18 protein-coding genes are annotated in these 23,568 nt (G+C 45.3%); 12 read left to right on the forward strand and 6 right to left on the reverse strand.

Features of this window, described 5'->3' with window-relative positions; translation table 11 throughout:
• Positions 1 to 19: 19 nt before the first annotated feature.
• Positions 20 to 463, forward strand: a complete 444-nt coding sequence (locus BS333_RS03065; RefSeq protein ID WP_021709231.1) for an SRPBCC family protein — start codon at positions 20 to 22, stop codon at positions 461 to 463.
• Complete coding sequence (locus BS333_RS03070; RefSeq protein WP_033003575.1) at positions 453 to 779, forward strand: RnfH family protein; 327 nt, start codon at positions 453 to 455, stop codon at positions 777 to 779. Before BS333_RS03065 ends, BS333_RS03070 begins: the two co-directional genes overlap by 11 nt.
• Before the next feature lie 129 nt (positions 780 to 908).
• On the opposite strand, the gene bamE is transcribed toward BS333_RS03070, so the two are convergent.
• The 4 genes from bamE to nadK form a co-directional block, all read right to left on the reverse strand.
• The gene (gene bamE / locus BS333_RS03075; RefSeq protein ID WP_021709229.1) at positions 909 to 1,268 is read right to left on the reverse strand and encodes an outer membrane protein assembly factor BamE; all 360 of its coding nucleotides are present in this window, start codon (positions 1,266 to 1,268) and stop codon (positions 909 to 911) included.
• A 307-nt stretch (positions 1,269 to 1,575) separates the two neighbouring features.
• A complete protein-coding gene (gene recN / locus BS333_RS03080) occupies positions 1,576 to 3,240 on the reverse strand; it encodes a DNA repair protein RecN (protein WP_021709228.1) in 1,665 nt (554 codons plus the stop codon).
• Positions 3,241 to 3,586: 346 nt separating this feature from the next.
• Complete coding sequence (locus BS333_RS03085; RefSeq protein ID WP_021709227.1) at positions 3,587 to 4,795, reverse strand: DUF3103 domain-containing protein; 1,209 nt, start codon at positions 4,793 to 4,795, stop codon at positions 3,587 to 3,589.
• Between the two features lie 633 nt (positions 4,796 to 5,428).
• Positions 5,429 to 6,313 (reverse strand): NAD(+) kinase, encoded by an 885-nt coding sequence (nadK, locus tag BS333_RS03090; RefSeq protein WP_021709226.1) that lies wholly within the window; start codon positions 6,311 to 6,313, stop codon positions 5,429 to 5,431.
• 136 nt (positions 6,314 to 6,449) lie between these two features.
• Here nadK and grpE point away from each other — a divergent pair, with 136 nt between their 5' ends.
• From grpE to dnaJ, 3 genes are all read left to right on the forward strand, one after another.
• The gene (gene grpE / locus BS333_RS03095; protein ID WP_033003574.1) at positions 6,450 to 7,046 is read left to right on the forward strand and encodes a nucleotide exchange factor GrpE; all 597 of its coding nucleotides are present in this window, start codon (positions 6,450 to 6,452) and stop codon (positions 7,044 to 7,046) included.
• Between the two features lie 492 nt (positions 7,047 to 7,538).
• Entirely contained in the window at positions 7,539 to 9,455 is a 1,917-nt protein-coding gene (gene dnaK / locus BS333_RS03100) for a molecular chaperone DnaK (RefSeq protein ID WP_021709224.1), read from the forward strand.
• Positions 9,456 to 9,655: 200 nt separating this feature from the next.
• Positions 9,656 to 10,801 (forward strand): molecular chaperone DnaJ, encoded by a 1,146-nt coding sequence (gene dnaJ, locus BS333_RS03105; RefSeq protein ID WP_021709223.1) that lies wholly within the window; start codon positions 9,656 to 9,658, stop codon positions 10,799 to 10,801.
• A gap of 160 nt (positions 10,802 to 10,961) precedes the next feature.
• On the opposite strand, the gene BS333_RS03110 is transcribed toward dnaJ, so the two are convergent.
• Positions 10,962 to 11,396 carry a type IV pilin protein gene (locus tag BS333_RS03110; RefSeq protein ID WP_021709222.1) on the reverse strand — a complete coding sequence of 145 codons (435 nt, stop codon included), beginning with the start codon at positions 11,394 to 11,396 and terminating at the stop codon, positions 10,962 to 10,964.
• Positions 11,397 to 11,499: 103 nt separating this feature from the next.
• On the opposite strand from BS333_RS03110, the gene BS333_RS03115 reads away from it, so the two are divergent.
• From BS333_RS03115 to tadA, 6 genes are all read left to right on the forward strand, one after another.
• The gene (locus tag BS333_RS03115) at positions 11,500 to 12,015 is read left to right on the forward strand and encodes a GspH/FimT family pseudopilin (RefSeq protein ID WP_021709221.1); all 516 of its coding nucleotides are present in this window, start codon (positions 11,500 to 11,502) and stop codon (positions 12,013 to 12,015) included.
• Positions 12,006 to 12,653: a PilW family protein gene (locus BS333_RS03120; protein WP_033003573.1), complete on the forward strand. Its 648-nt coding sequence runs from the start codon at positions 12,006 to 12,008 to the stop codon at positions 12,651 to 12,653. The genes BS333_RS03115 and BS333_RS03120 overlap by 10 nt, the downstream gene beginning before the upstream one ends.
• On the forward strand, positions 12,653 to 13,954 hold the full coding sequence (locus tag BS333_RS03125; RefSeq protein ID WP_021709219.1) for a hypothetical protein: 1,302 nt from the start codon (positions 12,653 to 12,655) through the stop codon (positions 13,952 to 13,954). Before BS333_RS03120 ends, BS333_RS03125 begins: the two co-directional genes overlap by 1 nt.
• Entirely contained in the window at positions 13,947 to 14,357 is a 411-nt protein-coding gene (locus BS333_RS03130; RefSeq protein WP_033003571.1) for a type IV pilus modification PilV family protein, read from the forward strand. The genes BS333_RS03125 and BS333_RS03130 overlap by 8 nt, the downstream gene beginning before the upstream one ends.
• A gap of 249 nt (positions 14,358 to 14,606) precedes the next feature.
• Positions 14,607 to 16,166: an AbgT family transporter gene (locus BS333_RS03135; RefSeq protein WP_021709217.1), complete on the forward strand. Its 1,560-nt coding sequence runs from the start codon at positions 14,607 to 14,609 to the stop codon at positions 16,164 to 16,166.
• Between the two features lie 622 nt (positions 16,167 to 16,788).
• The gene (tadA, locus tag BS333_RS03145) at positions 16,789 to 17,379 is read left to right on the forward strand and encodes a tRNA adenosine(34) deaminase TadA (protein WP_021709216.1); all 591 of its coding nucleotides are present in this window, start codon (positions 16,789 to 16,791) and stop codon (positions 17,377 to 17,379) included.
• A 140-nt stretch (positions 17,380 to 17,519) separates the two neighbouring features.
• Here tadA and mltF read toward each other — a convergent pair whose 3' ends face one another.
• On the reverse strand, positions 17,520 to 19,175 hold the full coding sequence (mltF, locus tag BS333_RS03150) for a membrane-bound lytic murein transglycosylase MltF (RefSeq protein ID WP_021709215.1): 1,656 nt from the start codon (positions 19,173 to 19,175) through the stop codon (positions 17,520 to 17,522).
• 297 nt (positions 19,176 to 19,472) lie between these two features.
• On the opposite strand from mltF, the gene purL reads away from it, so the two are divergent.
• On the forward strand, positions 19,473 to 23,396 hold the full coding sequence (gene purL, locus BS333_RS03155; RefSeq protein ID WP_021709214.1) for a phosphoribosylformylglycinamidine synthase: 3,924 nt from the start codon (positions 19,473 to 19,475) through the stop codon (positions 23,394 to 23,396).
• The last annotated feature ends 172 nt before the right edge of the window (positions 23,397 to 23,568 follow it).

A 23,568-nucleotide genomic window follows, 5' to 3' on the forward strand; every position in this document is an offset into this window, starting at 1 on the left:
GGTATCGGTAGGAGAATTTATGAAGCAAATCAGCCGTTCTGCTTTGGTGTCTTTTAGTGCGGAACAAATGTTCGATCTGGTCAATGATGTGAGTAAATACCATGAGTTTCTACCTGGTTGTTCTGGCTCGCGTGTCATTGAATCTTCGAGCAATGCTATGGTTGCTTCTGTCGACGTATCGAAAGCCGGCATCAGTAAAACGTTTACTACCTCAAATTCGTTAGTCGAGAACGAAGCGATCATGATGAACTTGGTCGATGGCCCATTTAAAGCGCTCAAAGGTGGGTGGTTCTTTACTTCTTTAGACGAAAATGCCTGCAAAGTTGAGCTCAAACTGGAATTTGAATTTTCCAGCAAGATGATTGAGATGGCTTTTGGCAAGATCTTTAACGAGCTGACCAATAATATGGTCAATGCTTTCACTCAACGTGCAAAACAGGTATACCCGCTTTATGAGTATTGAGTCTGATATGATCCACGTTGAAGTGGTGTACGCGCTTCCTCAAGAGCAGCGTGTATTCAACTTGGTGGTGAATAATAAAGCCACGGTTGAAGAGATTGTGCGGCAGTCTGGGGTGCTGGAGTTGTACCCTGAGATCGATTTAAAAAAGAATAAGGTTGGGGTGTATAGCCGCAACGTGCGTTTGAATGCTACCGTTCGTGATAAAGATAGAATTGAAATCTATCGTCCGCTGCTGGCAGACCCGAAAGAGATTCGGCGCAAACGGGTAGAACAAGCCAAACAAGAGGCCGAGGCGAGTAAGAAGTCCGGCAACTAATCAATCAGCGAACGCTATAAACTCTGTTGACGCAGAGCTTTGAGCGAAAAAGAATACAAAAAAACCTCCACGACTGGAGGTTTTTTTATCGGTGTGAGTTCATCTTTATGCGATGATATCAGCGACGTTTTACTGAATTTTATCGTAAAACTGAGCGCTCTTTGGGAAATCGCCGGAGATGTCTTCCAAAGTCCCTTTATCGTTAAATTTAACGATTAAGTCTTTTTGTTCTGTTTTCTCGTGGCCCGGTGTATGAGAGTAAATGTAATACCAAGTGTTTGGGAAGCCATTTTCTATCAACATTGGAGAGCCAAGAACAAAGCGCACTTGGGTTTTGTTCATGCCAAATCTAAGCTTATCAACCGCAGACTGTTCGACATAGTTGCCTTGGTTGATGTCAATGCGATAAACCAGCTTTTCTACAACCGAGCATCCAGTCAGCAATGTCATTGCTAATGGTACGGCAACGAACCACTTCTTTAATTGCATAATCGTTTCTTAGTAACCTTTAAAATTCTTTGCCGATAATAAACAAGCTAGACGCAGATGTAAAAAGCTATGCGTCGTATGGTAGGCAATCAGACAACGAATTTTGAGTTGAGTTGCATTTATTCACGATATTTTGCTCAATTCGAGCCGATTTCCTACCCGTGAGGTAGGGTAGCCGTTCCGCTTTTATGATTATTTTATTTTATTTTTTATTTGGGTATATTGAGACGGCACCCTAGTTCAAATGGTTACTGCGGTAATTGGTTGTTCACGCCGTAGCTGATTGATGCGTGAGGCCGCGACGTATTTACGCCGCGACTAACAGCTCTTTGGCATTGGCCAGAGTGGAATCGGTGATTTGGCTGCCACCTAGCAAGCGAGCCAGTTCAGCGATACGCTGTTGCTGATCCAAGCAATGCATTTGAGTTTCGGTTTGGCCGTTTTTGCTGTGTTTGGCAACGAACATTTGCTGGTGGCCACAACCTGCGACTTGCGGTAAGTGGGTGACACACATCACTTGGGTTGACTCGCCCAGTTTACGTAGCATTTTGCCAACAACGGCGGCTGTTGGACCACTGATACCCACGTCGACTTCATCGAAGATCAAACTTGGCGTATCGACTTTTTGTGCGGTGATCACCTGTATCGCAAGAGATATACGTGATAGTTCACCCCCAGAAGCCACTTTGGCGATCGGTTGTAGAGGTTGACCCGGGTTGGTTGATACCAAAAAGCACACGTTATCCATTCCAAGTGGTGAGGGGTGCTTACTGTCGTTTTGCACTTGGATGCTGAACTGGGCTTTTTCCATGCTCAATTCATGCATGCTTTGGGTGATCAACTTATTGAGTTCCTTGGCATAGCGACTGCGAGATTTGTACAACTTTTCTGCTTGAGTCAGAAAACGTTGATATTGCTCTGCGACTTCTTGTTCTAGCTCGTCTAATTTTTCATCTGAGCAATCGAGCGCTTCAATTTGAGCAAGCAAATCTTGGTGGTGTTGATACAGTTCTTCTGGTGCCACATGATGCTTGCGCGCTATGGACATGATTTTAGAAAAACGTGCTTCCACATAAGCCATTCTGCCTGGGTCAACCTCTATGCCGTCGAGGTAGCTACGCAGTTCGTTGTTGGTTTCTTCTAACTGGATCATCGCTTCTGCCAACATGTTCGGCAGTTCAGCCAGTTTGCTGTCCAGCTCTGCAAGTTGGATTAAGGAGTGATTGGCTGATTGCAAAATACCAAGCGCATTGACTTCTTCACCTTCGTAAATAAGCTCGATGGCTTGCTGGCAGGTAGCAGCAAGTTCGCCACTGTTGGACAATCGTTTGTGCTCTTGATCGAGCTCTGCAAATTCTTCTTCATTTAGAGATAACTCATTCAATTCTTTAATTTGGTATTCAAGCAACTGCTTTTGAGCCTGATTCTGTTGGCTGTTTTCTTTCAGTTGTTTGAGGTTATTGTCGGCCTGACGCCAACGTTGATAGGCACTACGCGTACTTTTTAACAAGTTAAAGTGACCTGCGTATTGGTCAAGCATTGCCATTTGGTGCTCGCTCTTCATTAACTGGTGGTGAGCGTGCTGGCCATGAATGTTGATTAAGGTTTGCCCAAGCGACTTAAGTTGTGACAGCGGTACCGGGCTGCCATTAATGTAAGCTCTTGAACGACCTTCTTTGGTGATGATGCGGCGTAAAATGCATTCGCTGCCGTCAAGTAAGTCGTTATCTTCTAACCAGCGTGTTGCGTGCAGGTTGTTTTCAAGCAAGAACGCGGCACTGACCTCGGTTTTTTCTTCACCTTGACGCACCATACCGACATCAGAGCGCCCGCCTAGGCAAAGTCCTAATGCATCAATCGCGATGGATTTACCTGCGCCAGTTTCACCGGTAATGGTTGTCATGCCTTTTGCAAGGTCGAGTTGTAGAGACTTAACAATTGCGAAATTATTAACACTCAGATGAGCCAGCATCTTCATTCACCTGTATAACTAAACAATACTGTATAAGAAAACAGTATATACTGTTTCTTTATACAGTAAAGTGATCCAGGTATTTTTTTCATTCAAGTGATGAGGTTTTATACAGATAGCAAGATCTAAGTTGATAAATAACAAGTAAAAAAGGAGAGGCCAGAGAGGTATGAGATAAAAACAGTGGACCGAAAAATCAGTCCACTGCTCGCTTGGGGAAGCGTAATTTGAGGAACCTTACATTAAGGTGGGCAATGTTTCATTCAATCCATTCTTTTGGGCGAAATGAGGCTTACCGTTTATAGAGCCCTCTATTTATAGAACCCTCCTTTAATGAAACTCATCGTTAAGGACGGGTTGGATCGATTTCGAGTGGTTCTAATGTGACGACGGCATTGCCGCCTGCAGCCGGATGGTCAACATAGCTGCTGTCTTGCATGATGGTATAAAACACATCGACGAAATCATCATCATTGGTTAGGGCACCATCTGGCAAAGCTTGAATGATTTTGGTCGTGATCTGAGGAATGATGGCATAACCTTGTACCTCTGGATCTGGAATGGATTTTAAGACTTCCTCGGCGACTTGCATTAATAACACCGCCAGCTCTGCATAGTTGGTGCCGTCATCTTGCTCCATTAATACAATGTCTGCCGCGCCCCAGCGGTAACGTGACCAGTGAACCACGACTTGGTCTGGGAAATAATCCGTTTTGTCATAATCAAGGTAAGGCATTTCAACCAAATCAAGGGTAGGGGTGTCGCGACTTGGGTTCACGCCATTGACCAACGCAAACACTTCAGCGCGGCCAGAAATCCACGGTTCTTGATCGTATTCTAGGCGAATCTTTTTCAATTGAGTGGTTTGAATGGGTGCCGTGGCCAGTTTTTGATCCGGTGTTAACGCCGATGGAGAGTGTACGGATTGCTTTTCGTCTTGCTTGTGTTTTTTAAACAGTTCTTTGCTTCTTTGCTCAATTTTAGCGCGCATAACATTCAGGCCGGCTTTGAGCTCAGTGTCGCTGTTACTGTCGATCACAAATACCGGAACTTCTGGTGCTTGATAGACATTAAGCTGATGCACATTGCCATACACATCAAACGCTTCAATGTACTGCCATTGAGAATCATCACCACTGGGCTCATAAGCAAACAGCGGCTCTACGTTCGTATCTTGCCAAGCATTAAGACTGTTTTTATTCGCTAAGCGCACTTCAAGTAATTCGCTGGCTTCATTTTCAATTCCTTTCCATTGACGAATTTTTTCATCGGCTTGGACCATTTGCTGAGTAAAAGCGAGCTGAGATTGATGATCTAAGAATACGCTCAGTGGCGCTTGGGGATTTTCTTCATCAATAGTGGCGTGGAGCAGTGGAGCCAGTTGCTCGTAGTGTTGGCTGAGTGTACGAGCAAGGATACGTTTTTGATCCGAGATCCGTTCGGCCTTGATGAGTGAAGGATTCAACGATACGTGCTGATCATTGTGTTTTGCCTGTGCTGTTGATAAGCCAAGAAGCGATGTGCTGATGGCGGACAGAATAATTATTTTTTTCATTTTGTGTCCTTACTTTGATGTTGTGTTTTTATGTAGTGCATCCGCTCTACTAAATTCCATGTTAGCAACTTATTAGTTGATAGTTTTGTATTCAAGTGAAATGGATTAACTTTTGTTCTCTAGATCATAAAAATTACAGTTATAACGACTAAAATTGTGATGTTTATCAATATTTATGTGAAATTTTCGTTAATTATATGTTTTGTGGATGAATTTATTATCAAGAGGTAGAAGGGGTTTTAGGGAATTTTCTTTTAATCAGTAACTTAATTTATTTTTAAGAAATGAGGTTTGCATCTCTTTGTGATATCGACTAATGATAATTACCTTAACGTAAAGGTTATGGTGATTATTGGCTAAATGTGATCTTTTATTCACTTGGGTTGTTACTGATTAAAATCCTTCTAAGAGCGTTAAAAAAGCAGTTAAAGAAGCGTGCACAAGGTCAGAGTTACAGGGCGTGGTTACTCAGGGAAATCAAAAAAATAGCTTGTTCGAACCGCAGACGCGTATTTTAGGGACTTAACACGCTTGATGAAAAAGGCACAGGTTGATTAACGAGACAGGCAGACGTTTTCTCAGTACCGATTGGAAAAACCAGTACTGAGCAGGCTCTATGAGGTGCAATAAGGGCTAAAACAGCTTACTTGACCAGCCCAGTTTATTACGTAAAACATGGTAGTAGCTGTAATCTTTCGGGTGGATCAGCTTTAAAACATTAGGGCTTTGGTAAATATGGATTTCATCTCCGGGAGAAACTGGCAGAGATACTTGACCGTCGCAACTGACTTCTTGCGTACCACGATTTTCTGGTGAAACGATCAGTTTAATACGTCTTTTACTGTCTACCACCAGTGGTCGACTGGACAATGTATGAGGGAACATCGGCACCAAACTGATGGCATTCAGGCTTGGTGAAAGTATTGGACCGCCGCCTGAAAGAGAATAGGCCGTTGAGCCAGTCGGTGTTGAGACGATCAAGCCGTCGGCACGTAATGAAAAGGCAAAACTGTCATCGATGTAGACCTCAAACTCTATCATGTGCGCAATTTGACCTGGGTGTAAAACGGCTTCATTCAGAGCGGCATTATGACTTTTTATTTGCCCATGGCGATGCACTTCGGCTTCAAGTAAAAAGCGCTCTTCCTCAATATATTCACCATTGAGTACCGCTTTTAAGGCGTTTTTAAAATCGTCAGGGTTAAGGTCGGTCAAAAAACCAAGGTTGCCACGGTTAACGCCGATCACTGAAATATCAAAGCGGGATAAAATCCTTGCGGCACCCAGCATATTGCCATCTCCGCCTACAACGATAGCCAGATCGGCGCTTTTACCAATTTTGACTAAATTGGCAAATTTATCTTTTGGAATATCGTCTAAAATAGCAGCGAGACGCTCGTCAAACACCACTTGGTAACCTTCCGAGGTTAGCCATTGGTAGAGCTCTCTATGGGTTTGAATGGCTTGTTGATCACGAGGTTTGCCAATAATCGCGATCACATCACATGGGTTTTTCATAGCTTTTCCGCACTAAAGAGGCTTGAATCAGGAATCTTCATCCCCATAATAATGGCAAGTGACCTAAATATGCGAATTTTTATGTGCTTGAAGTATGAATAACTTGAGGCACATTCCGTTGAATTTTGGAGATATCATGAGCAACGAAGAACAAAAAGTAACAGAAGCAGAGCTTGACCAGATCATCGAAGAGGCTGAAAAAGTTGAAGCTGCAGCAGCACAAGCTGAAGTGGAACTAGAAGAAATGGGTGATGAGGCGGACGCTAAGATTGCTCAACTCGAAGCGGCATTACTTACTAGTGAAGCAAAAGTAAAAGAGCAGCAAGATGACGTGCTACGTGCTAAAGCTGAAGTTGAAAACATGCGTCGTCGTACTGAGCAAGAAATCGATAAAGCTCGTAAATACGCATTGAACAAATTCGCTGAGGAGCTGCTTCCGGTTATTGATAACCTAGAGCGTGCGATTCAAGCTGCGGATGCAGAAAACGAAATTGTTAAGCCAATCCTTGAAGGTGTTGAGCTAACGCACAAGACATTTGTTGATGTTGTGGCGAAGTTTGGTTTAAAAGAGATCAACCCTGAAGGTGAAGTGTTCAACCCTGAATTCCACCAAGCAATGTCGATTCAAGAAAGCCCAGATCACGAATCAAATACCGTTATGTTTGTAATGCAAAAAGGTTACGAGCTAAATGGCCGTGTCCTTCGTCCAGCGATGGTTATGGTTGCTAAGTAACGTGATTCACGTTCTCAAGGGCTGAGCACGCCGAAGTGAAATCAAGGGCTTTTGAGCATTGCTTTCACATTGGATAACTTGAGCGCTAATCTAACGCCTGCCAATTTATTTGTCAGGCGTTGCTTTTTATTCTTTATCTTTTCTTTCTGATTCTTTATTCCTGACACCTTGTCTGTTATCCCGATTTTTATTTATTATTTCGTATCACTTTTCGTCTCAATGACCTTTATTGGCCCTGTTAACTGCTAGTGCCGTTAACGGCGAATTGGCCCTGAACTTGTCGGTTATCGCGATTTTAATGAATAAAGTTTCGTAAAAAAAATCGATTTTTTTTATTTGTTCCCTTGAAAAGTATTTTGATGCCCTTATCTATTGTGCATAAGAGAAGCAAACAACATATTTTTGTTTGTGAGCTAGGGTTGAAACCCAGTTCAGTGTCCCCACATTAGGGGATAGAGTTAAACGAAAAAGAATTTATTTGGAGATAGCCTGATGGGTAAAATCATTGGTATTGACTTAGGTACGACCAACTCATGTGTTGCAGTTTTAGATGGCGACAAGCCACGTGTTATTGAAAACGCAGAGGGTGAGCGCACCACGGCATCTGTTATTGCTTACACTGATGGTGAGACGCTAGTAGGCCAACCGGCTAAGCGTCAAGCAGTTACTAACCCTACTAACACGCTATTTGCAATCAAGCGCCTGATCGGTCGTCGTTTTGAAGACGAAGAAGTTCAGCGTGACATCGAAATCATGCCTTACAAAATTGTAAAAGCTGACAACGGTGACGCTTGGGTTGAAGCACAAGGCCAAAAAATGGCGGCTCCTCAAGTTTCTGCTGAAATCTTGAAGAAAATGAAGAAAACAGCGGAAGATTTCCTAGGTGAAGAAGTAACGGGTGCTGTTATCACTGTTCCTGCTTACTTCAACGATGCACAACGTCAAGCGACGAAAGACGCGGGTCGTATCGCTGGTCTAGAAGTAAAACGTATCATCAACGAACCAACGGCAGCAGCACTAGCTTACGGCCTAGACAAGTCAGGCGGTGATCGCACTATCGCAGTATACGACCTTGGTGGTGGTACATTCGATATCTCTATCATCGAAATCGATGAAGTTGAAGGCGAGAAAACATTCGAAGTTCTAGCAACTAACGGTGACACTCACCTTGGTGGTGAAGACTTTGACAACCGTCTAATCAACTACCTAGTAGACGAGTTCAACAAAGAGCAAGGTGTTAACCTTAAGAACGATCCACTAGCAATGCAGCGTGTTAAAGAAGCAGCAGAAAAAGCGAAAATCGAGCTTTCTTCTACTTCTCAAACTGACGTAAACCTACCTTACGTTACTGCTGACGCAACAGGTCCTAAGCACATGAACATCAAAGTGACACGTGCGAAACTGGAATCTCTAGTTGAAGACCTAGTACAACGTTCTCTTGAGCCACTAAAAGTTGCTCTAGCGGATTCTGACCTATCTGTTAACGACATCACTGACGTTATCCTAGTAGGTGGTCAAACTCGTATGCCTATGGTTCAAGCAAAAGTTGCTGAGTTCTTCGGTAAAGAAGCTCGCCGTGACGTGAACCCAGATGAAGCAGTCGCAATGGGTGCTGCAGTTCAAGGTGGTGTACTTGCTGGTGACGTTAAAGACGTTCTTCTTCTAGACGTAACACCTCTATCTTTCGGTATCGAAACGATGGGCGGTGTAATGACTAAGCTAATCGAGAAAAACACAACTATCCCAACAAAAGCGGATCAAGTGTTCTCTACAGCGGAAGACAACCAAAGTGCAGTAACGATTCACGTTCTTCAAGGTGAGCGTAAGCAAGCGACTTACAACAAGTCTCTTGGTCAATTCAACCTTGAAGGTATTCAGCCTGCACCACGCGGCATGCCTCAAATCGAAGTGACTTTCGACCTTGATGCGGACGGTATCTTGAACGTATCTGCGAAAGATAAAGCGACAGGTAAAGAGCAGAAGATCACTATCCAAGCATCTGGTGGTCTAAGCGACGAAGAAATCGAGAAAATGGTTCAAGAAGCAGAAGCAAACAAAGAAGCGGACAAAAAGTTCGAAGAGTTAGCAACTGCTCGTAACCAAGCTGACCAAATGATTCACGGTACTCGTAAGCAAATTGAAGAAGCGGGTGAAGCGCTTCCAGCTGACGAGAAAGAGAAGATTGAAGCAGCGATTTCTGAGCTAGAAACTGCACGTAAAGGCGAAGACAAAGAAGCGATTGACACGAAAGTTCAAGCGTTAATGGCTGCGGCTCAAAAACTAATGGAAATTGCTCAACAGCAAGCTCAAGCTCAGCAAGCACAAGGTGCTGACGCAGGTGCACAGCCATCTCAAGATGACGATGTTGTTGATGCTGAGTTCGAAGAAGTTAAAGACGACAAGAAATAAGACTTCTTAACTGGGTGGCTGAATCAGTCGCCTAGCGTTGATAAAACTTTGTGTGCGGGCGTTTGGGGAAACTCTTACGCCCGCCTGTTTGTCAAGATTGTCTTTCTAGCTAAAGGTTCTTTGGTGTCTTTAGCTAGATTGATATCAACACCAAGCGGCAATTTGAGTCGTTTGCAGTAAATAAATTGGTGACGAAGAACATGTCAAAACGTGATTTTTACGAAGTATTAGGCGTCGGCCGTGATGCCTCTGAGCGCGATATTAAAAAGGCTTACAAACGCCTTGCAATGAAATTCCACCCGGACCGTAATCAGGGTGATGAATCAGCGGCAGAAAAGTTTAAAGAAGTAAAAGAAGCGTACGAGATCTTGACTGAACCGCAAAAGAAAGCGGCTTATGATCAATATGGACACGCTGCTTTTGAACAAGGCGGTGGTGGTTTCGGCGGCGGCTTTGGTGGCGGTGCTGGTGACTTTGGCGACATCTTTGGTGATGTCTTTGGCGATATCTTTGGTGGTGGTCGTCGTGGCGGTGGTCAGCAACGTGCACAGCGTGGCGCAGACCTTCGTTACAACATGGAACTGACTCTAGAAGAAGCGGTTCGTGGTGTCTCTAAAGAGATTGAAGTTCCTACACTGGCTCACTGTGATGTTTGTGATGGCAGCGGTGCGAAGAAAGGCTCTTCGGCAGAAACGTGTGGTACGTGTCATGGTCATGGCCAAGTACAAATGCGTCAAGGCTTCTTTGCTGTTCAACAGACCTGTCCTACCTGTCATGGTAAAGGCAAGATCATCAAAGACCCATGTAATGCTTGTCATGGTCAAGGCCGTAAACAGAAGAACAAGACACTCAACGTCAAGATCCCTGCAGGTGTTGATACTGGCGATCGTATTCGCTTATCTGGCGAAGGCGAAGCGGGAGAAATGGGCGCACCAGCAGGTGACCTATATGTTCAAGTTCATGTTAAAGAGCACCACATCTTTGAGCGTGATGGCAACAACTTATACTGTGAAGTTCCAGTGAGCTTTGCAATGGCGGCATTGGGTGGTGAAGTTGAAGTACCAACGCTTAATGGCCGTGTCAGCCTGAAAGTACCAGCAGAAACGCAAACTGGCCGTATGTTCCGTATGCGTGGTAAAGGAGTTCAAGGCGTACGCGGTGGCGGTACTGGTGATCTGATTGTTAAACTGGTTGTTGAAACACCGGTTCACTTAAGTGCGCGTCAAAAAGAGCTACTGAAAGAATTCGATGAGTCTTGCGGTGGTGATGCAGCGACGAAGCATAAGCCAAAATCTGAAGGTTTCTTCAACGGTGTGAAGAAGTTCTTCGATGATCTAACCAGCTAAGTTCTGGCAAGACCTGTCGATAAAAAACTATTGTCATTAAAAAAAACCTGCTGCGGCAGGTTTTTTTATGGGTTCTATATCCAAGTAACCTCGTTCTGAATAAAATCTTTTGACGTTATTTGGTCTATCTATTTCTTTTCCATTTTGCCCCATATTGTGACTATTTCCAGCATGTACTGGGCGATTGGTGATTGGTTGAAGTCAAAATTAAGACGCTATTGCCTTCGGGAAAACATGGGTCTTTATCTTGATTTAGGGCCGATTTGGCGGTTGCTGTTATGGTGTAGGCCACACTGGCAGAGCTGACAATCGAAAAAGCAAAGCGGTCAGGATCAGATTCACAAATTAGGCAACCCTCTGCCGAAACAAGGTGACTCCATTGATAGCCGTTGTTGTAAGTGGTTTCAAGTGATAACTGAATTCGAGCCAGATCACTGAGTGCGACAATTCTATGTGCGCGCAGAATACGCTCTTGATAGCTTGGGTAGGCGATAACGCTGATCAGTGCAATGATGGCCAGTACCATTAATAGTTCGATGAGTGTCATCCCATGTCGTCGTTTGTTGTAGACGTTACACTCATTAATTCGAATCATGACGAGTCGTTTCCCCTTCTCTTTTACGTCTATTTTTCTTCGGTGTTAGCATCTGTGCAAGGTCAATTGATGCACTATTGCTGCTTACATGAGAATTTGGGAAATGCCTCGCGGGTTTACACTACTAGAGATGCTTATCATGATCACCGTATGTGGGATCTTATTAAATACGGCGATTCCTTCTTTTCAGCGATGGTTTGAAAGCCATAAAATGCAGCGTTTGGCCAATCAATTGCATCATTTTATGATCCACAGTAAATCTCAGGCTGTGCTGCGTAGAGAAAGGTTATGGGCGCATACTTTTACCTCTGAGCAAGACTCGACACAGGGTGAGTGGCGAATCGACCTGACGAATAGCAGCACACCAGAGGCGGGAAGGGTATTGTCTTCTTTTTCCGGTCAGGCTTTTACAGGGATTGCGGTTTCTTTTCATTATGTTTCCGATCAAATCAGTTTTGGTGATGTCCACGGTAGGCCTTCTTCAGGCAATATTCGCTTTTACCCGACGGGCTCTCCTGAGAAAGCGTTAAAAGTCATTTCTCACACTCTCTCTGGCCGGGTGCGCATTTGCAGTGATCATCCGACCCAACAGCATTTTGGCTACCCCTTATGCCTATAGCTAATACAACAGCAAAGGCGCTCAAAGGAGCAAGTTTGATTGAGTTTATGATCGCGGCACTATTAGGTGGGCTAGCTTTGTCGGCGATCAGTGCGTTGTACATCAGTGCGAACAAAAGTGCATTGATGCGCGCAAAGGACCTGATGCTGTTGCAGAATACGGCCAGTGTGATGCAAGCGTTCAAAAATGATCTGCAGCGTGGAGGGTTTAATGGTGAGTTAGGGCACTCTGTTACGTTATCGGGAGCAAACCACAGCATTTACACCTTGATCGATGAACAGCGCATCTTGGTGGCTTATGCTTATTATGATGAGATGAGCGGCAATGAGCCCATATATCGAAATGTTGTCTATGAACGCAGAGCTGAGCAACCTGAATCATTGTTTATTTGCCAAAAAGACATGAACCGAGTCTGGCATATCGAGGAGGTGACGCAGCTAAGTGGTTCACGAAGCTGCTTTCAGGCATTTGACTCTAGCCAAATTGAGCTCGATAAATTTACCGTGTCTACTCAGCTTCTACGCGGTGAACAAGCAAGCAGTCTTTTGGTTAACATTACTCTATCCACTCATTTGGCGGGCTTTGAAGACAAGCACACCTCACAATCTTTCACTATCAAGCAAAGGAACTGGCAATAATGAAGCGTCAGAGTGGGGCTGTGATCTTGGTGACGGTCAGTGCGTTATTGATTGCTATGCTGATGATGCTGATGGGAGCGTATCGATCGCTTTGGTATCAGATTAAGCGTGCCAATAATGAAATCCAATCGAGGCAAGCGCATTGGATTGCAGAGGGAGGCTTAGAATGTGCTTATTTTCAAGTTATAGAAGGAGTCGTGGCCTTGCCTGTTTCGTCTGCTGTTTCTGTATCGGGCTGCAAGGCTCAGGTAACGATAGAAAAGCGCGATGATGAGCAATATCGCGTGGTTTCTACGTATGACAACATTACGCTAAATAAGACGATAGCTCAGGTGAACTCTGTGCTCAATGCGATGATAAAAACCAGTGCCGCGGTGGAACTGACCGGGTCAATGCATGTGATTCCGTACGCGCAAGGCGATCCTTTGAGTAGCCAGTGTACATCGATTATTTCTGGTGGAGCGGTGCAGTATATTGCTAGCCCATCGGGTACTGATGAGCACTTTTTCACCGTTGATAGCACGGAGAGTGCTCATGCAACAGGGCCATTTGGCGCTGCAAACTTTGTTTGCCAGCCTACGCATAAATCCAACCTTTACGATTCGCTTAGGGCTCCATCTCTCGCGGGGCTTGGTCCATACAAAGGAGCGGATATTGAGGAAAATGTCCTTGGAATATCTGCTTTTAGGGACTTATTTGGCATGACATATAACGCGGCCAATGCGGCAAAACTGAAAAGTGATATTGCTCATGATCCTCAAGGTGCGGTGTTTGATGGTTCGAATGTTGACTACAGTCCACAAGGGTGGGTACATCATTGCCATACTCAACTCCATGACGCGTATTTAGCAGGTAAACGGCGATTCTGGGTGGAAGGCAATTGTGCTATAGAGGGGAATATTTTCGGTTCTTATTCCCAACCTGTAGACAATGCCGTGCAACTGATCATTCATCGAGGCTTACTGTACAGCAAAGGACTGAGTATTTTTGATGGCTTGATTTATCAATATCTGCCTTCTGAGTCTGATTTTGATGTGCTCGAAAAATGGCGCGATTTACATCAATCGCGTGCGCAAATTGGCGTCACTCCGTTAAGTTTTCAGGCCCATGATGTGGATGAGCGATTTGAACAATACAGTTGGTTACTTGATAGTGCCTTGTACTTAGATGGCGCAATTGGCGTCGACGCATTAGGTAGAACCATTAAGCTCAATGGCTCTTTGATTCCTGCTTATAATCAACAGAAAAGCCAAAAGCACACCGCCCGCTTAGAGTGGCTTGGTGGATCTTGGCATGATTAGATCTTCACGAGGATTCAGTTTGATTGAAGTACTGGTCAGCTTGCTTTTGGTCAGTATTGGCGGATTAGGATTACTCAAACTGCAAGTATTTATTGAGCGTCAGTCGGATTACGCCTTGCATAGTATCGAAGCGTTGCGACTGGCAGAAAATCAACTAGAGTGGTTTCGCACTCGCGGTGCTTCAGATGCATTATCAACGGTATCGAGTGCTCAATTTTCAACGATTACATCGGGCTCTTACACGGCAGGCAATTATACTCTGAGTTGGCAAGCAACAGCAGAGGAAGGATCGAGTTCACTTAAATCGGTGGTTATGACCGCGACTTGGCAAAACCGTTTAGAGCAGACACAATCGGTCGAGTTGCATACTATGCTGTCACGCTTCAATGAATTTGAGAATTAGCATTGATTGGTTTTTTATGAACTACACTGCATTGTGAATGTTATAGATGGGTTTTTATGTTGTTACCCAATGTTGGGTTTTATTGTTCTTTTTGTTTATTGTTGTGGTGTTTTTGGAAAATATGTATCTAGATATTTATTCTTAGCTAGAACTCTGTGCTTTCATAATCGACATTTAATAGAATGATGAACTATAAGGCCGTATAAATTACGATGAGCCATGGATTAATCATTATTCGATGGAGTTACCATGAGTAGCCAAACTATCAAGACACCGCCGCCGCGTAAATCAGGTGGCATCGACCGTTTTCTTAACTTTATTGAGCGAGTCGGTAATAAAATTCCTGATCCTGCTATTTTATTCTTTTGGGCGTTGATCATCACTTGGGGTGCATCTGCGCTGTTATCTAATGTTTCTTTTGATTTACCTAACCCACGAACAGGGGAAGCGTTAACCGTTACCAACCTTCTCACTGGTGAAGCATTAGCCAGCTTTTTAGCCAATATGGTGACAACCTTTACAAGTTTTGCACCATTAGGGATTGTGTTAGTCGCTATGCTAGGTGTGGGGGTGGCTGACTCTTCAGGCTTTATTACTACTGGCCTTAAGAAGATGCTGAATTTTACTCCAGCAAAACTGTTAACCCCAATGCTGATCCTTGTGGCGATTGTTTCTCATACTGCAGCGGATGCGGGTTATGTGTTGGTGATACCATTGGGCGGTATTATTTTCCATGCCGCAGGTCGTCATCCTTTAGCAGGTATTGCTGCTGCTTTTGCAGGGGTATCTGGCGGCTTCTCAGCTAACTTTATTCCATCTGGAATTGATCCTTTATTAGCTGGCTTTACCCAAACCGCTGCTCAAGTACTCGATCCTGACTACATCGTTAACCCTCTGGCGAACATTTTCTTTACCGGTTTATCGTCAGTAATTATTGTGGCGATTGGTTGGTATGTGACAGAGAAAATCATTGAACCTCGTTTGGCGCATACTCCAGTGGATGAAGATGCAGAAAAAGCGCCGGATCTGGGGTCTTTCACAGAACTTGAATCTAAAGCCTTCCGCTATGCGGGTTGGGCGATGTTGGCTGGTATTGCGCTATTGATCGCTGCGGTATGGCCAGAGAACTCAGCTTTGCGCTCTCCAAATGGTGAGATCACGGCGTTTTCTGCTCCGATCATGAAATCAATTGTGCCATTGATATTTATCCTGTTCATTATTCCCGGCTATGTTTACGGCCGAGTGGCAGGGACGTTTAAAACCAGTAACGATATTATCAAAGCAATGTCTGACACCATGGCTACCATGGGGGCTTACATCGTGATGTCGTTCTTCTGTGCTCAGTTCTTGTCTGCTTTCGCTCAATCTAACATTGGTACCATGCTTGCCTTGTATGGAGCGGAAGGATTAAAAGCGATGAACTTACCAGGTGAAGCAACCATTATTGGTATGATTCTATTGACGGCTTCGGTTAACCTTTTGATTGGTTCTGCTTCTGCGAAGTGGGCGTTAATTGGTCCAATTCTTGTGCCTATGCTGATGGCAGTGGGGATTTCTCCAGAGCTATCACAAGCGGCTTACCGTGTGGGTGATTCGGTTTCGAATATTATTTCACCATTGATGGTGTTCTTCCCGCTGGTGGTGGTGTACTGCCAACGTTATGTGAAATCAACGGGCATTGGTACTTTGGCTTCTCTCATGATGCCGTTCTCCATCGCGATGTTGATTGGTTGGTCTGTGTTCCTTGTGGTGTACTGGATGTTAGGTATTCCATTGGGTATTCAAGCGCCTTATACCTATACGATGTAGGTTTTTAGGTCCTAGGTCCTAGGTCCTAGGTCCTAGGTCCTAGGTTTTTAGGTCCTAGGTTTTTAGGTCCTAGGGTTCTAGTTCCTAGGTTCTAGTTCCTAGGTTCTAGTTCCTAGGGTCCTAGGTCCTAGGTCCTAGGTCCTAGGTCCTAGGTCCTAGGTCCTAGGTCCTAGGTCCTAGGTTTTTAGGTCCTAGTTCCTAGGGTTTTAGTTCCTAGGGTTCTAGTTCCTAGGTTCTAGTTCCTAGGTTCTAGTTCCTAGGGTTTTAGTTCCTAGGGTTCTAGTTCCTAGTTCCTAGGGTTTTAGTTCCTAGGGTTCTAGTTCCTAGTTCCTAGGTCCTAGGTCCTAGCTCCTAGGGTCCTAGTTCCTAGGGTTCTAGTTCCTAGGGTTTTAGTTCCTAGGGTTTTAGTTCCTAGGGTCCTAGTTCCTAGGGTCCTAGTTCCTAGGGTCCTAGTTCCTAGGGTCCTAGTTCCTAGGGTTCTAGTTTCTAGGGTCCTAGTTCCTAGGGTCCTAGGCCCTAAACCCCTTATATTTGTTTTTTGTAATCCTTTTCCTTCCTCGCCGCTCAGGTTAAAATTCCGCTTACTCACTCAATGGCTTTATCCCACGTATCGGAGTTTTCTTTGTCAGACCATCAATTCACTTCTCAAGACGAACAATTTATGCGCCGTGCCATGGCTCTTGCTGAGCAAGCCGAGGCGGAAGGTGAAGTGCCTGTTGGGGCTGTACTGGTCAAAGATGGCAACATTATCGCCGAAGGGTGGAACCGCTCTATTTGTGCCCATGATGCAACGGCTCATGCTGAAATCCAGACCTTGCGCAAAGCCGGCGAGACACTGGAAAATTACCGATTATTAGAGACCACTTTATACGTTACCTTAGAGCCATGCCCAATGTGTGCAGGGGCGTTATTGCACAGTCGAGTGAAGCGCGTTGTCTATGGCGCTCCTGATCTCAAAGCTGGCGCTGCGGGTACGGTACTGAACTTATTTGAAAGTCAGGCCGCGTATCACTATGCCACAGTGGAGAGCGGTTTGTTAGAAGCGGAATGCCGGGCTCAGCTACAAGCGTTTTTTAAACGTCGACGCAAAGAGATTAAAGCTAAGAAGCAGGCAGAAAAAGCCTTGGTTGAGCACCAAGCCTTGCAGAGTAAGCAGGCTTCTGAACGTGTGAAAAATGCGCAAGCGAAACAGGCAACTCAGCGCAAAAAATAACTCAGCGAAAAAAGTAACCATACGACTCAGTAATATTGAGCTTGCTCGCGCTGGCTTTAGCAAGCTCAATATCGATGACTGACACGGTGGTCAATGTTATTAGTGGTCAATGTTATTGGTGAACAATGTCATCGGTCAGTCTATTTGCTATCACTGCTCGCTGGAGGAGCAATGGGTGATTTGGGGTCTTTGTGTTCAGCGTCGTCTAATTGTTTTTTGGCTGACTCGCTTGCACTGATTGCTGTGTTCGTTTCTAACTCAACCTTGATTTCTGACCCATCTTCCAACAGAGTTTGGTTGTCAGTGGCTAGATTTTCTTCTGCCTCCAATGGCGGAATCACTTGAAGCTCCGTGCTCTCTTCTTCAATGTCAGTGCGTTGGCTGACTCGTCCGGAGATCGACTGGTAATAACGGCGGATATTTTCAACGTAGTTACGCGCTTCATCCCCACGCGCATAGCCATAACGTGTTTGGCTGTAATAGCGTTTCTGACGAAGGAGTGGCAAGCGTTCTTTGACGTCAGCCCAAGCATTAGGATCGCCTCCTTGAGACTTCGTCAAGCGTCTGGCATCCATCATGTGCCCATAGCCAATATTGTACGAAGCCAGAGCAAACCAAATTTTTTCATGTTGATTAATCGAGTCAGGGACACGAGCCACGATGCGGCGCAGGTACTCAACGCCACCACGAATCGCTTGTTCTGGATCCAATCGATCGGTCACCCCAACGCTTTTGGCTGTGGGTAGGGTTAGCATCATCATACCGCGCACACCTGTCGGTGATTTTGCTTTTGGATCCCAATGAGACTCTTGGTAAGCCAGAGCCGCAATTAAACGCCAATCGAATTCTTCACTGTATTTTTGGAACAGTGGGGACCACTTAGGTAACTTGTTATCTAGCGCGCGAATGAAAGCACGTGTATCGACATAATCAAAGCTTTCAATGTGGCCAATGTATTTTTCTTCCAGTGTCGCAAGTTCTCCCGATTGCTGAATGCCACCGAAAAATTCGATCAGCATAGCGTACAAGCTTTCATCCTCGGAGCGGCGGGTAAACCAAGAAACGGGTTGGTCTTCTGTGAGTTCAAAAGCTAGAGCTAAATCGGGGTAGAGACGCTGAGCAAGCGACAATTCTACGGAATCTGCAACGGTGAAACGCAGATCGCCGTTCGCTACATCTTTGAGTAAATCACGATTATCTGCATCACTGACAATCTCATATTTCAGCTCAGGAAAATCTTTTTGTAATCCGCTTAAAGTGGGCACAAATTGAGATTGTTCAACAATTTGAAACACGGCTTGCTCGGCGGGGGCTTTACCTTCGTCGACTTTTTTATTATGCGCATTTAGGTTGTCGATCAGCTGTTTGATGTCCCTTGGGCGACGTTGGCCTTTTTTATATACCACTTGTTGGCTGACGTAATAATAGGCAGGAGCAGGACGGAAGCGTTTTACTGCCTGAGATGTTTGATTAAGACCTGTTGCAATAATATCAATTTCGCCTTTGTTCAATGCAGGGAAAAGATCGGCCTGACGAAAAGCGGGTTTGATCTCTAGCTTAACCCCGAGCTGTTTAGCAAATTGACGTGCAAGTTCATAGTCCAAACCGGCAAGACCATCTGGGCCAATATAATATGACAACTGGTTGTTTAACGTCCCCACACGCAGAACGCCGCGAGCTTGAATTCGTTCCAACTCACTTTTGGGTTCAGATTCGATCTGACAAGCGGAGAGAAGCAATACGCTTAGAAACAGTAGGGCACTTCGCTTGAATCGGTGTAATGGGCTTTTTTGCATTGATTTGGTCTATCTCAAAAATATCTGACTGCCTTTATATCAAAGCACACAAGACGGGCAAAGTGAATCAAACTGAGATTATGTCAGTTTGTGTGAATTATCATCATTTGAGTGATAAATTCAAATTCGATAAAAAAAGACGCAAACGGTTGCTTTTGGTGTTACATCACAAAAACAATTGCTATATAATGCGCTCGCAACCAGAGGTTGAATCGGTATAACTTCGAATTTTTCTAATTTAAATGTTTGAGTTTATTCCAATTTTACCTTAATCAATTGCATAAGAGACCTAAGCTCATGAGAATTTTGCGTGGCTCCCCAGCTCTGTCCGAGTTTCGTGTTAACAAACTATTGGAACTTTGTCGTGAACAAGACCTACCTGTAACCGACATTTATGCCGAGTTTATGCACTTTGCCGATCTGAAATCTGATCTTGATGCCCAGCAGTTAGAAAAACTGGAAAAGCTGCTGACTTACGGTCCTACTATCGAAGAGCATGAACCTCAAGGAACTCTTCTGCTTGTTACGCCTCGCCCTGGCACTATTTCCCCTTGGTCTTCTAAATCTACCGATATCGCAATTAACTGTGGCTTAGATAAGATTAAGCGCCTTGAACGTGGTACGGCTTTCTATATTACAACTTCTACCCCATTGTCTAACGCTCAACTTGAGACTCTAAAAACGCTCGTTCATGATCGTATGATGGAAGTGGTGTTTACCGACCTAGAATCGGCTGCGGCTTTATTTACTGTTGCTGAGCCTGCACCAGTGGCACACGTTGATATCTTAGCTGGTGGTCGTCTTGCGCTTGAAGAAGCAAACGTTTCCCTTGGTTTAGCGTTAGCTGAAGATGAAATTGATTACCTAGTGGAAAGCTTTACCAAACTGGGCCGTAACCCTAATGATATTGAATTGATGATGTTTGCACAGGCGAACTCTGAGCACTGTCGTCATAAAATTTTTAATGCCGATTGGACCATTGATGGGGTTGATCAACCTAAGTCTTTGTTCAAGATGATCAAGAATACGTTTGAAACCACACCAGATCATGTGTTGTCTGCTTATAAAGATAACGCGGCAGTGATGACGGGTTCAAAAGTTGGTCGTTTCTTCCCAGATCCAAAAACACGTCAGTATCACTACCATCACGAAGATGCTCATATCTTGATGAAGGTAGAAACGCACAACCACCCAACCGCGATTTCTCCGTGGCCAGGTGCTTCAACAGGCTCTGGTGGTGAGATTCGTGATGAAGGCGCAACAGGTATAGGCGGTAAACCTAAAGCAGGTCTGGTTGGCTTTACGACCTCTAACTTGCGTATTCCAGGTTTTGAACAGCCATGGGAATCCGACTTTGGTAAGCCAGGCCGTATCGTTAATGCTCTCGACATTATGCTAGAAGGTCCGCTTGGTGGGGCGGCTTTCAACAACGAATTTGGTCGCCCGAATCTTTTGGGTTACTTCCGTACTTACGAAGAAAAAGTGACGTCTCACGCAGGTGAAGAAGTGCGTGGTTACCATAAGCCAATTATGATCGCTGGTGGTATGGGTAACATCCGTGATGAGCACGTACAGAAAAAAGAGATCCCTGTTGGTGCAAGCTTAATTGTCCTTGGTGGCCCAGCGATGAACATCGGCCTTGGCGGTGGTGCTGCTTCTTCAATGGCATCGGGTCAGTCAGCGGAAGATCTCGACTTCGCTTCTGTACAACGTGAGAACCCAGAAATGGAGCGTCGCTGTCAGGAAGTCATCGACCGTTGTTGGCAATTGGGTGAAGAGAACCCGATTGCGTTTATTCACGATGTCGGTGCGGGTGGTATTTCGAATGCCCTACCTGAGCTTGTCGATGATGGTGAGCGTGGTGGTAAGTTCCAGTTGCGTGATGTACCGAATGATGAGCCGGGTATGAGCCCACTAGAAATTTGGTGTAATGAATCGCAAGAGCGTTACGTTTTGGCTGTTGCTCCAGAAAATATGGCGGCGTTTGAAGCGATCTGTAAACGTGAACGCGCACCGTATGCGGTCGTTGGTGTTGCCACTGAAGAACGTCATCTTACGCTAGAAGATGCACATTTTGACAACACTCCAATCGATATGCCAATGGATATCCTACTTGGCAAGCCACCAAAGATGCACCGCGAAGCGACAACGCTGAAAGTGGAGAGCCCAGCGATTGTTCGTGATGGTATCGAACTGAACCAAGCGGTTGATCGCGTTCTTCGCCTTCCAGCTGTAGCAGAAAAAACCTTCCTCATCACCATTGGTGACCGCTCTGTCACAGGTTTAGTGGCGCGTGATCAGATGGTTGGTCCATGGCAGGTGCCCGTCGCTAACTGTGCGGTTACTGCTGCGAGTTATGATACTTACCACGGCGAAGCGATGTCGATGGGTGAACGTACACCGGTTGCGCTGCTTGATTTTGGGGCTTCTGCACGTCTTGCTGTGGGCGAATCACTGACCAATATTGCTGCGACAGACATTGGTGACATTAAGCATATTAAATTGTCAGCAAACTGGATGTCTCCAGCGGGCCATCCTGGTGAAGATGCGGGCCTTTATGAAGCGGTTAAAGCGGTCGGTGAAGAGTTGTGTCCTGCACTTGGCTTAACGATTCCTGTTGGCAAAGATTCAATGTCAATGAAGACTAAATGGGAAGAAAACGGTGAGAGCAAAGAGGTGACGTCACCTTTGTCACTGGTGATCACCGCTTTTGCTCGCGTTGAAGATGTGCGCAAGACAGTGACCCCTCAATTGCGTTGCGATAAAGGTGAAACGTCTTTGGTGCTTATTGACCTTGGTAATGGCAAGAACCGCCTTGGTGCGACTGCGCTGGCTCAAGTTTACAAGCAATTAGGTGATAAACCAGCTGATGTGGATAACGCTGAGCAACTAAAAGGTTTCTTCGAGGCGATGCAATCTTTGGTACTCAATGACAAATTGGTGGCTTACCACGATAAAGGGGATGGTGGTCTGTTCGTCACACTAGCAGAAATGGCTTTCGCTGGTCATTGTGGTGTGCAAGCCAATATTGCAGATCTTATTGCTTCAGAACATGGCAACGATGCGCTTGCCGCTTTATTTAACGAAGAACTGGGTGCGGTTGTTCAAGTTAAAAACGATGACTTAGATGCGGTGTTATCTACACTGGCTGCAAATGGTCTTGAGGCATGCTCGCATGTCATTGGTCGCGTGGAACAATCAGACCGTTTTGTGATTACGTCTGGTGAGGAAGTGCTTCTGGAGCGTTCTCGTACTGAGCTACGTACTATTTGGGCAGAAACGACGCACAAGATGCAAGGTCTACGTGATAACCCAGCTTGTGCTGACCAAGAGTTTGAAGCGAAGAAAGACGATACCGATCCGGGTCTGAACGTGAAGCTAAGCTTCGATGTAAATGAAGACATCGCAGCGCCTTACATCGCTGGTTCTATGGTAAATACTGGCGCTAAGCCTAAGATGGCAATTCTGCGTGAGCAGGGTGTTAACTCTCACGTTGAGATGGCAGCAGCCTTTGACCGTGCTGGTTTTGAAGCAACTGATATTCACATGAGCGATATCCTTACTGGTCAAGCGGTTCTTGATGAGTACCACGGACTTGTTGCTTGTGGCGGTTTCTCTTACGGGGACGTATTGGGTGCCGGTGAAGGTTGGGCGAAGTCGATCCTCTTCAATGCACAAGCTCGTGAGCAGTTCCAAAGCTTCTTCAATCGTGACAATACCTTCTCTTTAGGGGTATGTAATGGTTGTCAGATGCTATCGAACCTAAAAGAACTGATTCCTGGCGCAGACTTATGGCCACGTTTTGTGCGTAATGAATCGGAGCGTTTTGAAGCGCGTTTCAGTCTTGTTGAAGTTCAGAAGTCGGATTCCGTCTTCTTCGACGGTATGGCGGGTTCTCGTATGCCAATCGCGGTGTCTCACGGTGAAGGCCGTGTCGAAGTTCGTGACACTGACCACTTAGCGGCGCTTGAAGCTTCTGGAACGGTTGCTGTTCGTTACGTTGATAACCACGGTAATCCAACTCAGCAGTACCCGAATAACCCGAACGGTTCGCCAAATGCGATTACAGGCCTGACAACTCAAGATGGTCGCGTGACGATCATGATGCCACACCCTGAGCGAGTATTCCGCACAGTGGCTAACTCATGGGCACCAGAAGGTTGGGGGGAAAATGGCGCTTGGATGCGTATGTTCCAAAACGCACGTAAGAACATCGGTTAATTGTTAGGGGATAGGTCCTAGGACCCTAAAACCGAGGATCTAGGTCCTAGGACCTAGATTCGCGCGTTGTTTGTTTTGTGGACTGGATTAGAGCTTAGGGATGTGGCTTGAATACGGAATACAGAGCGCTTCGCTTAGGAAGAAGGCCCTAGGACCCTAAAACCTAGGATCT

Source organism: Vibrio azureus (assembly GCF_002849855.1).
Classification (GTDB): Bacteria; Pseudomonadota; Gammaproteobacteria; order Enterobacterales; family Vibrionaceae; genus Vibrio; species Vibrio azureus.

What these genes read in the sequence shown, in the direction of transcription:
- mltF (WP_021709215.1), bottom strand. Translation starts at nt 19,175, where the DNA reads ATGCAAAAAAGCCCATTACACCGATTCAAGCGAAGTGCCCTACTGTTT.
- purL (WP_021709214.1), top strand. Translation starts at nt 19,473, where the DNA reads ATGAGAATTTTGCGTGGCTCCCCAGCTCTGTCCGAGTTTCGTGTTAAC.
- BS333_RS03065 (WP_021709231.1), top strand. Translation starts at nt 20, where the DNA reads ATGAAGCAAATCAGCCGTTCTGCTTTGGTGTCTTTTAGTGCGGAACAA.
- BS333_RS03135 (WP_021709217.1), top strand. Translation starts at nt 14,607, where the DNA reads ATGAGTAGCCAAACTATCAAGACACCGCCGCCGCGTAAATCAGGTGGC.
- BS333_RS03110 (WP_021709222.1), bottom strand. Translation starts at nt 11,396, where the DNA reads ATGATTCGAATTAATGAGTGTAACGTCTACAACAAACGACGACATGGG.
- recN (WP_021709228.1), bottom strand. Translation starts at nt 3,240, where the DNA reads ATGCTGGCTCATCTGAGTGTTAATAATTTCGCAATTGTTAAGTCTCTA.
- dnaJ (WP_021709223.1), top strand. Translation starts at nt 9,656, where the DNA reads ATGTCAAAACGTGATTTTTACGAAGTATTAGGCGTCGGCCGTGATGCC.
- BS333_RS03130 (WP_033003571.1), top strand. Translation starts at nt 13,947, where the DNA reads ATGATTAGATCTTCACGAGGATTCAGTTTGATTGAAGTACTGGTCAGC.
- BS333_RS03070 (WP_033003575.1), top strand. Translation starts at nt 453, where the DNA reads ATGAGTATTGAGTCTGATATGATCCACGTTGAAGTGGTGTACGCGCTT.
- BS333_RS03085 (WP_021709227.1), bottom strand. Translation starts at nt 4,795, where the DNA reads ATGAAAAAAATAATTATTCTGTCCGCCATCAGCACATCGCTTCTTGGC.
- grpE (WP_033003574.1), top strand. Translation starts at nt 6,450, where the DNA reads ATGAGCAACGAAGAACAAAAAGTAACAGAAGCAGAGCTTGACCAGATC.
- BS333_RS03125 (WP_021709219.1), top strand. Translation starts at nt 12,653, where the DNA reads ATGAAGCGTCAGAGTGGGGCTGTGATCTTGGTGACGGTCAGTGCGTTA.
- BS333_RS03115 (WP_021709221.1), top strand. Translation starts at nt 11,500, where the DNA reads ATGCCTCGCGGGTTTACACTACTAGAGATGCTTATCATGATCACCGTA.
- bamE (WP_021709229.1), bottom strand. Translation starts at nt 1,268, where the DNA reads ATGCAATTAAAGAAGTGGTTCGTTGCCGTACCATTAGCAATGACATTG.
- BS333_RS03120 (WP_033003573.1), top strand. Translation starts at nt 12,006, where the DNA reads ATGCCTATAGCTAATACAACAGCAAAGGCGCTCAAAGGAGCAAGTTTG.
- nadK (WP_021709226.1), bottom strand. Translation starts at nt 6,313, where the DNA reads ATGAAAAACCCATGTGATGTGATCGCGATTATTGGCAAACCTCGTGAT.
- dnaK (WP_021709224.1), top strand. Translation starts at nt 7,539, where the DNA reads ATGGGTAAAATCATTGGTATTGACTTAGGTACGACCAACTCATGTGTT.